The organism is Lentzea californiensis (assembly GCF_024648825.1).
Classification (GTDB): Bacteria; Actinomycetota; Actinomycetes; order Mycobacteriales; family Pseudonocardiaceae; genus Lentzea; species Lentzea californiensis.
This window is the reverse complement of the sequence record NZ_JANBBE010000002.1, coordinates 69,274-82,700: the sequence shown is the minus strand read 5'-3', so window position 1 is coordinate 82,700 and position 13,427 is coordinate 69,274. Positions and strand designations below refer to the sequence as shown.

Annotated in this window: 11 protein-coding genes; 2 read left to right on the top strand and 9 right to left on the bottom strand. The window is 69.7% G+C overall.

Annotation, left to right across the window (positions count from 1 at the left end; translation table 11 throughout):
• Positions 1–14 precede the first annotated feature (14 nt).
• From rpmF to LX88_RS11210, 3 genes are all read right to left on the bottom strand, one after another.
• The gene (gene rpmF, locus LX88_RS11220) at positions 15–197 is read right to left on the bottom strand and encodes a 50S ribosomal protein L32 (protein ID WP_258947731.1); all 183 of its coding nucleotides are present in this window, start codon (positions 195–197) and stop codon (positions 15–17) included.
• A gap of 2 nt (positions 198–199) precedes the next feature.
• Positions 200–781, bottom strand: coding sequence for a YceD family protein (locus LX88_RS11215; RefSeq protein WP_258947730.1), 582 nt, complete (start codon positions 779–781; stop codon positions 200–202).
• Between the two features lie 148 nt (positions 782–929).
• Positions 930–1,646, bottom strand: coding sequence for a DivIVA domain-containing protein (locus tag LX88_RS11210; protein ID WP_258947729.1), 717 nt, complete (start codon positions 1,644–1,646; stop codon positions 930–932).
• Between the two features lie 121 nt (positions 1,647–1,767).
• Between LX88_RS11210 and LX88_RS11205 the strand changes: the two genes are divergently transcribed.
• Positions 1,768–2,211 (top strand): GNAT family N-acetyltransferase, encoded by a 444-nt coding sequence (locus LX88_RS11205; RefSeq protein WP_308203442.1) that lies wholly within the window; start codon positions 1,768–1,770, stop codon positions 2,209–2,211.
• Here the strand turns inward: LX88_RS11205 and coaD are convergent.
• The 4 genes from coaD to LX88_RS11185 form a co-directional block, all read right to left on the bottom strand.
• Positions 2,208–2,690 carry a pantetheine-phosphate adenylyltransferase gene (gene coaD / locus LX88_RS11200; RefSeq protein WP_090066444.1) on the bottom strand — a complete coding sequence of 161 codons (483 nt, stop codon included), beginning with the start codon at positions 2,688–2,690 and terminating at the stop codon, positions 2,208–2,210. The genes LX88_RS11205 and coaD overlap by 4 nt on opposite strands.
• A gap of 53 nt (positions 2,691–2,743) precedes the next feature.
• On the bottom strand, positions 2,744–3,298 hold the full coding sequence (rsmD, locus tag LX88_RS11195; RefSeq protein ID WP_258947728.1) for a 16S rRNA (guanine(966)-N(2))-methyltransferase RsmD: 555 nt from the start codon (positions 3,296–3,298) through the stop codon (positions 2,744–2,746).
• Between the two features lie 337 nt (positions 3,299–3,635).
• Entirely contained in the window at positions 3,636–4,709 is a 1,074-nt protein-coding gene (locus LX88_RS11190) for an MBL fold metallo-hydrolase (RefSeq protein WP_258947727.1), read from the bottom strand.
• Between the two features lie 131 nt (positions 4,710–4,840).
• The gene (locus tag LX88_RS11185) at positions 4,841–8,218 is read right to left on the bottom strand and encodes a pyruvate carboxylase (RefSeq protein ID WP_258947726.1); all 3,378 of its coding nucleotides are present in this window, start codon (positions 8,216–8,218) and stop codon (positions 4,841–4,843) included.
• 319 nt (positions 8,219–8,537) lie between these two features.
• On the opposite strand from LX88_RS11185, the gene LX88_RS11180 reads away from it, so the two are divergent.
• A complete protein-coding gene (locus tag LX88_RS11180; RefSeq protein WP_258947725.1) occupies positions 8,538–9,791 on the top strand; it encodes a hypothetical protein in 1,254 nt (417 codons plus the stop codon).
• 3 nt (positions 9,792–9,794) lie between these two features.
• Here LX88_RS11180 and LX88_RS11175 read toward each other — a convergent pair whose 3' ends face one another.
• Positions 9,795–10,925: a hypothetical protein gene (locus tag LX88_RS11175; RefSeq protein ID WP_258947724.1), complete on the bottom strand. Its 1,131-nt coding sequence runs from the start codon at positions 10,923–10,925 to the stop codon at positions 9,795–9,797.
• A gap of 344 nt (positions 10,926–11,269) precedes the next feature.
• Positions 11,270–13,426 (bottom strand): ATP-dependent DNA helicase RecG, encoded by a 2,157-nt coding sequence (recG, locus tag LX88_RS11170; protein ID WP_258947723.1) that lies wholly within the window; start codon positions 13,424–13,426, stop codon positions 11,270–11,272.
• Between the last annotated feature and the right edge of the window lies 1 nt (position 13,427).

Sequence of the window (13,427 nt, the reverse complement as noted above, 5' to 3'; positions counted from 1 at the left end):
CGTCGCCGAGGAGATCAGGCCGGCTGAGCGACCTGGCGGCCAGCGTACTGACCACAGGCCGGGCAGGCGATGTGCTGCGGCTTCGGCTGGCGGCAAGCCTTGTTGGAGCACGCCACCAGGTGCACGGCAGACGTCTTCCACTGGGAACGGCGCGCACGGGTGTTCGAACGCGACATTTTCCGCTTCGGGACGGCCACGACTACTTCTCCTCCGAGTTGTCATCGTCGAACCGCTCTTGCAGCGCGGCCCAACGAGGGTCAATCGTCTCATGCCCGTGGTCGGGCCCGAGCTCCGCCCACCTGCCACCACACTCGGAGCAAAGCCCCTTGCAGTCCGGCTCGCAGAGCGGTGCCTGCGGCAGCGCGAGAACGATGGCGTCCCGCACCACAGGCTCGAGGTCGATCAGATCGTCGACGATCCGGCTGACCTCGAATTCATCAGTGGTCTCGTCCGTGGTGCTGTCCGGCCACGCGTAGAGCTCCGTGACCTGGACTTCAACCTCATCGGTGAGCGGCTCGAGACACCTCGAGCACTCACCCTCGACCTTGGCGAACGCTGTCCCCGACACGAGCAGACCCTCCACGACCGATTCGATCAGGAGGTCCAGCTCAACTTCCCCGCCCTCGGGCACTGCGATCACCCCGAGCAGCCCCACACCTTCGCCGGGGACCGACCTCGTGAAGGGTCGGCTCAACCCGGCGCGACGGCCGATGTCCCTGGTGTCGATGACCCAGGGACTGGATGCTGTGGGACGCGTGGACGCGTGACGATGCTGTGTCATGATTTCGGGTTTTGCTGACGGGGACCTACCACGTCCAGCCGGTCCAGGGTACGGGACGACGCCCCCGCGCGTGAAATCGGCAGGTGATCGCACCTGTCCGACGTAGCGCGAATCACACGTTCAGTCGACCCGGGACCGGGCTGGTTCGTCAGGAACCGTAGTCGAACGGCGCCGCGGCACCCGCGACGGCCGGTCCGCGCAGGTGCGAACGGCCCTTGCCGACCGACCTGAGCGTGTGTGCGAGGAGGTCCTCGAAGTCCGCGAGCTTGCTGTCCACGTACGCGTCGCACTCCGACCGCAGCCGGATGGACTCGTTCTGGGCGGCGTCGAGCAGGCGTGCCGCCTCGGCGTGCGCCGTGCGGACGACCTCCTGCTCGTTGACGAGCCTGGCCTGCTCGGCGCGGCCGTCCTCGGTGGCGCGCTCGTAGTTGGCGCGGCCCGCCTGGATCATGCGCTCGGCCTCGGCGTGCGAACGACCCACCAGGTCGTCGTACTCCTGGCGGCCGGCGGCCACGGTCCGTTCGGCCTGGTCCTCCGCCTCGGCGATCATCCGCTCGGCACGGGCGCGCGCGTCGGACAGCATCGCCTCGGCCTCGGCCTGCGCCTCGGCGAGCATGCGGTCCGCGTCGGCGCGTGCCTTCGACACGCCGGACTCGGCCTCGTGCTTGGCCTTGCCGACGACCTCGTCACGGTGGTCCAGCACGTCCTGCGCGTCGTCGAGCTCCGCGGGGATCGCGTCGCGCACGTCGTCGAGCAGTTCGAGCACATCGCCGCGCGGCACGACGCAACCCGAGGTCATCGGAACTCCGCGCGCTTCCTCGACGATCGTGACGAGCTCGTCGAGTGCCTCGAACACCCGGTACACGTCTCACTCCCTAACCCCTGTGACTCCCACCCACAAGTGTGCCCTGCCGATCTCTTCGGGAGAGGGAGATCGGCAGGGCGTGTCAGGATTTGCCCACATCCAGCCGGGGAGAAACGTGAAGATCACAATCAGGCGGGCGACGGCCGCCGATGTCCACCCGATCGTGGCGATGCTGGCCGACGACCCGCTCGGCGCGCAGCGGGAGAAGCCGGGCGATCCGGCCTACCTGAAGGCGTTCGAGGTGATCGACGCCGACCCGCACCAGCACCTGGCCGTGGCGGTCGACGGCGACGAGGTCGTGGGCACGCTGCAGTTGACGTTCACATCCGGCCTGTCCCGCCTGGGCATGACCCGCGCGACCGTGGAGGCCGTGCGGGTCCGTTCCGACCAGCGCGGCAACGGCCTCGGCGAGCATCTGATCAGGTGGGCGATCGACGAGGCGCGCGCACGCGGTTGCGGCATGGTGCAGCTGACGACGGACGCGTCACGCGTGGACGCGCACCGGTTCTACGAGCGGCTCGGGTTCACCGCGTCGCACGTGGGGATGAAGCTCGCCCTGGACTAGCGCGTCTCGGCGAGGCGCTGCTGCAGCCGCTGCTCGATGGACGCCGGCAGCAGCGTCGAGACGTCGCCACCGTACGTCGCGACCTCCTTGACCAGCGAGGACGCCAGGTAGGAGTACTGCGGGCTGGCCTGCATGAACAGCGTGTCGACGCCGGTGAGCTGGTGGTTCATCTGCGCCATCTGCAGCTCGTAGTCGTAGTCGCTGACCGCGCGCAGGCCCTTCACGATGGCCTTGATGTTGTTCTCGCGGCAGTAGTCGACCAATAGGCCGTGCCAGGAGTCCACGCGCACGTTGTCCCACTGCGACGTGACCTCGCGCAGCATCTCCTGCCGCTCCTCGACGTCGAACAAGGTGCGCTTGTTCTTGTTGATGAGCACAGCGACGACAACCTCTTCGAAGAGGTGTGCGGCTCTCCCGATGATGTCCAGGTGACCGTTGGTTACCGGGTCGTAGGAGCCGGGGTACACGGCACGCGTCATGAGCCGGACGTTAGCACCCGATCGGACGCCTCCAGGCGTGTCCGTGGTTCTCGTCACCCATCAGCACGCACCTGGGCCCAGTACACAGCCGTGTCCCCGTAACGCTTGGCACGCAAGGATTCCACCTCTTCAGGCCACGCTGGTTCGACACTTCGCGAAGCACGTTCCACGATCAAGATGGCGTCCGCGGTGAGCCTCGGCGCGATCCCCCGGAGCACCTTGGCGAGCTCGTCGTCACCCACGGCATAGGGCGGATCGGCGAACACGACGTCGAACTTCTCCCCCTCAGCCGAGACATAGGCCTCAGCCGTGCGGTTGACGATGGTCGTGTTCGCGAACCCGAGCTCCTTGGCGTTGCCCTTGAGCACGTCGGCGGCCCGCTTGTCCGACTCGACGAACGTCGCGTGCTCAGCGCCCCGGCTCAACGCCTCCAGCCCCAGCGCCCCCGACCCGGCGTACAGGTCGAGCACCCGCACGCCGTCGAGGTCGACCAACGCCTCGAGTGAGCTGAACAACGCCTCCCGCACCCGGTCGGACGTGGGCCGCGTGCCCTGGGGCGGAACCTTGAGCCTGCGGCCTCCCGCGGTCCCGGCAACGATTCGTGTCACCCGGCCATCGTCCCAGGTGTGTCCTGTGCGCATGACCCGCCACCGCGACTCGGGCGCCTGCCTCTGCGACCTGGCCGCCACCCCGGTCCTCGTGGCGTGCCCATCGTGCGCGGCGCAGGCCGTCGTGACGTCTGACCGTCTCGGGTTCGGCGTGCACGCACGCCCCGCCCGCACGCCCCGCCCTCCACGGGGGTCTGACCGCCACGGCAGCAGAACCTCAATTTAGCTGCGGCGCCGATAGGTTGGGCGACGCTCCTTGAGTGGTGGTTAGTCCCCCGTGGTGGGCGGGGCCTCTGCCTACCCAAGATCGAGAACTCGCGCTCCCCCAACAGACGCCTCAGGCGAGCGCCTGCCACCACCCGTCGACCTCGCCCGGCTTGTCCACATCGACCCGCTCCCCCGGCCGAGGCACGGCCAACTTCGCCCCGCGCGCCTTGGCCTCCCGCCAGATGCGGTCGATCGGCTCGCCCCACGGGTGGAACCCGAGGTTGAACGTCGCCCAGTGCACCGGGATCAACAGCCCGCCGCCGACGTCGTCGAACGCCTGGACGCCGTCCTCGGGCGTCATGTGGATGTCCGGCCAGGCATCGTCGTACGCGCCGACCTGCATCAACACCGCGTCGAACGGGCCGTGCGCCGCTCCGATCGCCTTGTACCCCTCGAAGTACCCGGTGTCCCCGCTGTAGAACACCGACCGGGACCCGCGCTTGATCACCCAGGACGCCCACAAAGTGACGTTGCGCTGCACCGAACGCCCGGAGAAGTGCTGTGCTGCGGTGCAGGTGAGGGTGAACCCGTCGACGGAGTGGGACTCGTCCCAGTCCAGCTCGACGATCCGAGCAGCGGGCACGTCCCACCGAGCCAGGTGCGCACCGAGCCCCAACGGCACCACGAACACAGCCGACGTGCCCGACGTCAACGCCTGCACGGTCTGCATGTCGAGGTGGTCGTAGTGGTCGTGCGAGATCACCACGGCGCTGATAGCGGGCAAATCCGACAACTGGTGCGGAACCGGGTGCAGCCGCTTGGGGCCGACGTGCACGGAAGGCGAGACCCGGTCGCTCCACACAGGATCGATGAGCACCGCGGCGCCGTCGATCTCGATCAACGCGGAGGCGTGGCCGTACCAGGTGATGTGCAGGCCCTCGGACACCGGCGCGGCGGGTCCCACGAGCGGGACCGGGACGGACGGCTTGCGGTCCTCGCTGCCGAAGACGAAGTCGCGGATGGAGAAGGAGTCGCGGTCAGGGACCGTGCGGACTTCCTTGTCGTTGTGGAACTTCCCGTCGCGGTAGCGCGGTGAGCGCGCCATCCGGACCGGGTCGGGCTTGCCGCCCAGCTGCTTCGGCACGTCCTTCAGCGCCCACGCCACCCCTGCCAGGCCGAGCAGGCCGGCCAACGCCTTCTTCATGATGCGAATCCCTCTTCCCTGTCCCCGTGACCGGTGCAACGCAGGGAATCGTCGTGGAGTTCCGCACTCCTCGCACCACGAAGGGCCCGGCCTCGAGACGAGACGAGACCGGGCCCTTCGGGACTGACGACTTACTCCAGGACGATCAGCAGGTCGCCGCCTTCGACCTGCTGGGCGCCGCGCAGCGCCAGGCGCCCGACGACACCGGCCTTCGGTGCGGTGATCGCGGCCTCCATCTTCATGGCCTCGATCGTCGCGACGGTCTGACCGGCGTCGACCTGGTCGCCCTCGGCCACCACCGCCGTCACCACGCCGGCGAACGGGGCCGCCACGTGGTTCTGGTTCGTGCGGTCGGCCTTCTCGGCGGCCGGGATGTCGGCGGCCACCGAACGGTCGCGGACCTGGATCGGGCGCATCTGGCCGTTCAGGGTCGCCATGACCGTGCGGATGCCTCGCGCGTCGGCCTCGGAGATCGCCTCCAGGCCGATCAGCAGCCGCACGCCCGGCTCCAGGTCGACGGAGTACTCCTCGCCCGGACGCAGGCCGTAGAAGAAGTCCTTGGAACGCAACACCGACGTGTCGCCGTAGGCGTCGCGGTGCGTGCGGAACTCCTTGGTGGGCCCGGGGAACAGCAGCCTGTTCAAGGTCGCCCGGCGGTCGTCGACGAGACCCGCCTCGTCCTCGGCGGAGAGCTCCTCGACCGGCTTCGGCGCGGGACGGCCCGCCAGCGCCTTGCTGCGGAACGGCTCCGGCCAGCCACCGGGCGGGTCGCCCAGTTCGCCGTGCAGGAAGCCGATCACCGACGCCGGGATGTCGAACTTGCCGGGATCCGCCTCGAAGTCCTTCGGCGAGACACCCGCGCCCACGAGGTGCAGCGCGAGGTCGCCGACGACCTTGGACGACGGCGTCACCTTCACGAGGTGGCCGAGCATGCGGTCGGCGGCCGCGTACATCGACTCGATCTCCTCGAACTTCTCACCGAGGCCGAGCGCGACGGCCTGGGTGCGCAGGTTCGAGAGCTGACCACCGGGGATCTCGTGGTGGTAGACGCGGCCGGTCGGACCGGGGATGCCGGACTCGAACGGCGCGTAGATCTTGCGCACCGACTCCCAGTACGGCTCCAGGTCGCAGACGTTCTGCAGGTCGAGGCCGGTGGAGCGCTCGGTGTGGTCGGTCAGCGCCACGATCGACGACAGCGGCGGCTGCGACGTCGTGCCCGCCATCGACGCGGTCGCGCCGTCGATCGCGTCCACGCCCGCCTGGATCGCCGCGAGGTACGTCGCCAGCTGGCCACCCGCCGTGTCGTGCGTGTGGAGGTGGACCGGGAGGTCGAACTCCTTGCGCAGCGCGGTGATCAGGCGCGACGCGGCCGGAGCCCGCAGCAGGCCGGCCATGTCCTTGACGCACAGCACGTGCGCGCCGGCGCCGACGATCTGCTCCGCCAGCTTCAGGTAGTAGTCCAGTGTGTACAGACGCTCGTCCGGGTTGGACAGGTCGCTCGTGTAGCACAGAGCGACCTCGGCGACCGCCGTCCCGGTCTCGCGCACGGCCTCGATCGCCGGGCGCATCTGCTCGACGTCGTTCAGCGCGTCGAAGATCCGGAAGATGTCGATGCCGGTGTTCGTCGCCTCCTGCACGAACGCCTTGGTGACCGCCTCCGGGTACGGCGTGTAGCCGACCGTGTTGCGGCCGCGCAGCAGCATCTGCAGGTTGATGTTCGGCACGGCCTCGCGCAGCGCGGCGAGGCGCTCCCACGGGTCCTCCGCGAGGAACCGCAGCGCCACGTCGTACGTCGCGCCGCCCCAGCACTCCAGGGACAGCAGCTGCGGCGTCATGCGCGCGACGTGCGGCGCGACGGCGAGCAGGTCCTTGGTGCGCACCCGGGTCGCGAGCAGCGACTGGTGGGCGTCGCGGAACGTCGTGTCCGTGACACCGACGGCCTTGCTCTCCCGCATCCACCGCGCGAAGCCCTCGGGACCGAGCTCGACCAGCTTCTGCTTGGACCCGGCGAGCGGTTCCGCGTTGAGGTCGATGACCGGCAGCTTCTCGCGCGGGTCGACCGCGGTCGGGCGGGTGCCGTTCGGGTGGTTGACCGTGACGTCAGCGAGGTAGGTCAGCAGGCGCGTGCCGCGGTCGGCCGAGTGGCGCGCCGTCAGCAGGTGCGGGCGCTTCTCGATGAACGACGTGGTGACGCGGCCCTCGTAGAAGTCCGGGTCGTCCAGGACCGCCTGCAGGAACGGGATGTTCGTGGAGACACCGCGGATGCGGAACTCCGCGATCGCGCGGCGCGCACGGGCGACGGCGAGCTCGAAGGTGCGGCCGCGGCACGTGAGCTTCACGAGCATCGAGTCGAAGTGCGGGCTGATGGCCATGCCGGCGCCCGCCGTGCCGCCGTCGAGGCGGATGCCGGAACCACCGGGCGAGCGGTAGGCGCTGATCGTGCCGGTGTCCGGGCGGAACCCGTTGGCGGGGTCTTCCGTGGTGATCCGGCACTGCAGAGCCGCGCCGCGCAGCTGGACGGTCTCCTGGGACAGGCCCAGGTCCTCCAGCGTCTCGCCGGACGCGATGCGCATCTGCGACTGCACCAGGTCGACGTCGGTCACCTCTTCCGTGACCGTGTGCTCGACCTGGATGCGCGGGTTCATCTCGATGAAGACGTAGTGGCCCTGCGGGTCGAGCAGGAACTCCACGGTGCCGGCGTTGCGGTAGCCGATGTGCCGCGCGAACTTCACCGCGTCGGCGCAGATGCGGTCGCGCAGCTCGGGCGCCAGGTTCGGCGCGGGCGCGATCTCGATGACCTTCTGGTGGCGCCGCTGCACGGAGCAGTCGCGCTCGAAGAGGTGGATCACGTTGCCCTGGCCGTCGGCGAGGATCTGCACCTCGATGTGGCGCGGTTCGACCACGGCCTGCTCGAGGAACACGGTCGGGTCCCCGAACGCCGACTCCGCCTCGCGTGACGCCGCTTCGAGGGACTCGCGCAGCGCACCGGGTTCGTCGACCTTGCGCATGCCGCGGCCACCACCACCGGCGACGGCCTTCACGAACACCGGGAAGCGCATGGTCTTCGACGCTTCGAGCAGCTCGTCGATGTCGGAGGACGGCGGGCTCGACTCCAGCACCGGCAGCCCGGCCTCGCGGGCGGCGGCGATGGCGCGCGCCTTGTTGCCCGTCAGCTCCAGCACCTCGGCGACCGGGCCGACGAAGGTGAGACCTGCCTCACGGCACGCCATGGCCAGTTCGGGGTTCTCGGACAGGAAGCCGTAACCGGGGTAGATCGCGTCGGCGCCGGCCTTGCGGGCCGCCTTGATGATCTCCTCGACGGAGAGGTAGGCGCGGACGGGATGTCCGGGCTCGCCGATCTCGTAGGACTCGTCCGCCTTCAGGCGGTGCAACGAGTTGCGGTCCTCGTGGGGGAAGACGGCGACCGTTCCCGCGCCTAGTTCGTAGGCGGCGCGGAACGCGCGAATCGCGATCTCGCCGCGGTTGGCGACAAGAACCTTGCGGAACATCCGTGCCCTCCCGGTGTTACTCGGCAGTCATCAGTCGTGGCACGTTACCGTGCGACTCTTGCCTGTTGGGAGGACCGTCCCACGTGATGGGTGTCATCCTGATCGGTCTTGTTCACACGGATTCTCGCGTGGTGAGAGCAAAGTGGATACCCACCACCCGGTCAGACTGCGGCCGGTAGTGGGTTTAACCAGATCGAGTGACGATCTTCGCGACTATCTCGGTAGGGTGAGCCATATGGCCGGGGCTGATGGAGCCGGGCAGCCTACTGCCCGCACACCGCATTTCGACGTTGTCCTTCGTGGTTACAACCAGCGACAGGTGAACGAACGGGTCACCCGCTTGGAGTTCGACCTCAAGAACTCGAACCGCTCCCGTGACGCGGCCGCGGCGCAGGTGGGAGAGCTCACCAAGCTCCTGAACTCGATGCGCGCGGACCTCGACAAGACCAAGATCCAGCTCCAGAACCTCGCCAACGCTCCCGTCAGCGCGTCGAACGTCACCGAGCGTGTCCGGGTGATGATGAGCCTCGCCGAGGAAGAGATCGCGGACATCCGCAAGGACGCCCTCGACAAGGCCGCCGCGACGCGGGGTGAGGCCGAGAAGTGGGCGGCCGGCCAGCGCGAGGCCCACCAGCGCCTGCTCGCCGAGACCGAGGCGCGCCGCAAGCAGCTCGAGATGAACTACCAGCAGCGCCACGCCGAGCTCGACCAGCAGACCGCCGGTCGCAGGTCGGAGCTGGAGGCGGAGCACGCGTCGTTGCAGGCGAAGCTCGCCGCCGAGCACGAGGCGCTGGTCGCCGAGGTGCGCGCGAACGGTGAGCACCTCGCCGCCGAGTTCGAGAAGAAGTCGGCCGACCTGGACGCCCACCGCGTCGAACTGGACGCCAAGTACAAGGCGTACCACGACGAGCTGGACAAGGAGTACGACGGCCTCAAGGCGACGCTGACCGCCGAGCACCAGAAGGTGATGGCGGACGCGCGGGCCGAGGCCGAGCGGATCACCGCCGACGCCGAGGCCAAGCGGACCGCGGCGCTGCAGAAGCTCGACAGCGAACTCCAGGCGAGGCAGGAGGAGGCCGCGAAGGTCCTCTCCGACCTCGAGGCCGAAACGATCGCTCGCGCCGAGCAGACCACCACCGAGGCGTCCGCGAAGGCCGTCGCCCTGGTCAGTGCCGCGGAGGAGAAGGCGGCTACGACCCTGCGCGAGTCCGAGGACAAGGCCGAGACCACCGTGCGCGAGGCCAGCGAGAAGGCCGTCACGCTCGTCCGCGACGCCGAGACCCGGACGGCGGCGCTGGTGCGCGAAGCCGAGGAGAAGAGGGCCAAGGCCGTCGCCGAGGCGGACCAGCGCGCGGCCGCCGCAGCTGAGAAGGAGTCGTCGCTGCGTTCGGCGCACGACAACCTCGCGACGCAGTTCCACGCCGCGCAGGCAGCGGTGGAGGCGGCGATGTCGGTGCTCAAGCCGCTGGAGGACGGGAACGGCGACGACGAACCCGCCGCGCCCGCCGCGCCCGCCGCGCCTTCCGGTGAGCAGAAGACCGAGCAGCTGCCGAAGCCTCGGCAGAAGGACTGAGTTCTACCCGGGGAACGGCGGCAGGCTGCTCGTGGCCCAGCTCGTGTGGCAGCCGCCGTTCGCCGCGAGGTCGCTCGCGAACCCGATGAGCTCGTCTCCGTCGAGCGACGCGACCCCGCTGGGGTGGTAGTTCGCGCACTTGTCGTCCCGCGCACCGGCGACGGGAACGGGCGCGGGAGCCTCGTACCAGCCGTCCCTGCCACCGTTCTCGGACACGAAGATCGTCCTGCCGTTGCCGGCGTCGACCCTGCCGTCGGCGGACATCAACATCTGTCCCATGAGGATCACACGGCCCCATGGCGTGCCGTTGGGCGCGAGGGCGATCGACGGCGTGTGCGTGAAGTACTTGCCGTCCTTCGTCGTCGGCCTCGTGCCCCGCCACGCCGGGTCACCCCAGTTGATCCCGTCGCGTGAGCTCCGGTGGTACGCCTCGCAGAAGTACTGGTCCGGCTGCGAGCAGATCTCGTACATCATGTAGAAATCGCCGGTCGGCAGCTGCTTGACCTGCGGCATCCCCGGCCGAAGCCGGCCGTCCGACACGGCGACGACCTTCTCCTTGCCCGACCAGAGCACGCCGTCCGCCGACACCGACCGCCCGATGTACCGGCTGTGGTGCTCGTGGGTCTCGTCAGCGAAGTAGCAGTTCAGCCGTCCCCGAGCGTCAACGGACAGGTCCGGCTCCCAGAGCCCGCCGCCGGGCATCGCCCGCGCGCACTCGGACAGGTGCTGCCAGGTCTCACCGGCGTCGGTGCTGCGCCAGATCCGCGCCTTCACCCCTTCGTGCCGCAGCCCCACCGACCCCGCCCACAGCACAGTCCCGGCAGGCATGTCGCCGACCTGACGCGGCAGCTCGTAGAGATGACCGCAGCACGACGCGTGGGCGCTCACCTCGTCGGTGAAGTCGCCGACCTGCCGGAACTTCTTGCCGGTTTTGGAGGCACGCATGACGTTCACGACGTGAGAGCCGTGCAGCGCAACGAGGATCGACCCTCGGTACGTCCCGTGCTCCAGCCGGATGGCGTGCGGGTAGCGGGACTCCGCGCCGGTGAGCAGGACCGGGGCGGCGAGGACCGGGCTGGGACTGGTGAGGACGGCGAGGGTGGCGGCCAGCGCGGTGATGAGCATGCGACGCACGGGTGGGAACGTACCGAGACGTTTGGGTGGATACGGGGCTGGCGCGCGCACACGTTCGGGTGACGTGGGTGGCGGGATGGCGATGGGTGTGGTCAGGCGGCTGACGGGGCAGAGCGGGTGGGCGCGCTGGTGAGCGAGCGGCTGACGGGCAGGCGGGCTGACGGCAGGCAGGCGGCGCGCCTTGGTGGGCGGACCGTCAGCCAGCAACATCGCAGCTCAGCAAGCAACGGCCAGGCGCCACCGACCGGCCGCGCCTGCCAGGCCACCCCACGCACCTCTCGTCCGTGCAGCCGCGCGGCCCACCCCGCCCGCTCACGGGACGAAGCGCACCGCGCGGACCCCGGCTAGGTCTTCTCCAAGTACTCGGCGCGCTCCTCCGTCAGCAACGTCGCCACCATCCCCGCGAGGCCGGGGTGCTGCTCCAGGTCCGGGTCCGCGTCCACGACCTGCTGGGCGGCCGTGCGGGCGTCCGCGATGATGTCCTCGTCGCGGAGCAGGGACAACATCTTCAGGCCCGAGCGGCGGCCCGACTGGGCCGCGCCCAGGATGTCGCCCTCGCGGCGCAGTTCGAGGTCGAGCTGGGCCAGTTCGAAGCCGTCCAGGGTGGACTCGACGGCGCGGAGGCGTTCCATCGTCGCGGTCATCTCCGGCATCTCGGTGACCAGCAGGCAGAGGCCCGGCGCGCTGCCCCGGCCCACCCGGCCGCGGAGCTGGTGGAGCTGCGAGACGCCGAAGCGGTCCGCGTCCATGATGGCCATGACCGTGGCGTTCGGGACGTTGACGCCCACCTCGATGACGGTGGTGGCCACGAGGACGTGGACCTCGTTGGCCGAGAAGGCGCGCATCACCGCGTCCTTCTCGTCGGGGGGCATGCGGCCGTGCAGGATCTCGATCCGGAGGCCGCGCAACGGGCCCGCCGCGAGCATGGTCGCCACGTCGATCACGGACAGGGCCGGGCGCTTGTCCTCGTCGTCGGACTTCGCCGGTTCCTCGTCGCCGATGCGCGGGCAGACGAAGTACGCCTGGTGACCCTTCGCCACCTCCTCGCGCACTCGGGCGAAGGCGCGGTCGAGCCAGGTGGGCTTCTCGCGCACGGGCACCACCGAGGTCTTGATCGGTGAGCGGCCTCCCGGCAGCTCGCGCAGGGCCGAGACCTCCAGGTCGCCGTAGACCGTCATGGCCACCGTGCGCGGGATCGGCGTCGCGGTCATGACCAGCACGTGCGGGTTCTCGCGTTCGCCGCGCGCCGAGAGGGCGGCTCGTTGCTCGACGCCGAAGCGGTGTTGCTCGTCGACCACGACGAGGCCCAGGGAGTGGAACTCCACCTTCTCCTGGATGATCGCGTGCGTGCCGACGACGATGCCCGCCTCGCCGGTCACGATGTCGAGCAACGCCTGGCGGCGCTGGGCCGTGTTCATCGACCCCGTCAGCAGCGTCACGCGCGTCGCGTCCTCCGCGCCGCCCAGCTGGCCCGCCTGGGCCAGGTCGCCGAGCATCTCGGTCAACGAGCGGGCGTGTTGTGCCGCAAGGACTTCCGTGGGGGCGAGCATCGCGGACTGACGGCCCGCGTCGACGGCCTGGAGCATCGCCCGCAACGCGACCATCGTCTTGCCCGAACCGACCTCCCCCTGCAACAACCGGTTCATCGGCACGGTGGACTCGAGGTCGGACGAGACCTGCTCGCCCACCTCCACCTGGCCCGCCGTCAGCGTGAACGGCAGCCGCGCGTCGAACGCGTCGAGGATGCCGCCGGACCGGCGCGCACAGGCAGGCGCCGGACGGGCCGTGGAAGCCTTGCGGCGCTGGGCGAGAGCGAGCTGCACGGCCAGCGCCTCGTCCCACTTCAACCGCAGCTGCGCCACGGAGATCTGCGCCCAGCTCTCCGGCCGGTGGATCGCCCGCAGCGCGTCCTCCAGGCCGATCAGGCCCTGCTCCTCGCGGAAGTCGGCGGGCAGCGGGTCCTCCGGCACGCCGTCCCAGATCTCCAGGAGCTGCTTCACGCAGTTCGCGATGTTCCACGTGTTGATGTGCTGCGACGCCGGGTAGACGGGCAGGAACGCCTGTAGGAACGACGACCCGTCCTGCTCCGCGGTGAGGACCTCGAACGCCGGGTGCACCAGCTGCAGGTTCTGCCGGTAGCGGCCCACCTTGCCGGCGAACAACGCGCGCGTGCCCGGCAGGAGCTCCTGCTCGGCGACGAACGCCGGCTTGCCGAAGAACACCAGGTGCAGCTCGGAGGTGCCGTCGGTGATCACGGCCTCCGTCATCTGGCCGCGGCGCGCCTTCATCTGGCGCTTCTGGCACTTGCGGACCTCGGCCTGCACCGTGACGTGCTCGTCGATTTCCAGCGACCTGATGTCGGTCAGCTTCCCGCGCTCGTCGTAGCGGCGCGGGTAGTGGCGCAGCAGGTCGCCGACCGTCGTGAGGCCGAGGCCGGTCTCCAGTGCGTCGGCGGACTTCTTGCCGAGCAACGGCTGCAGCTTGTCGTCGAAGGAGATCATC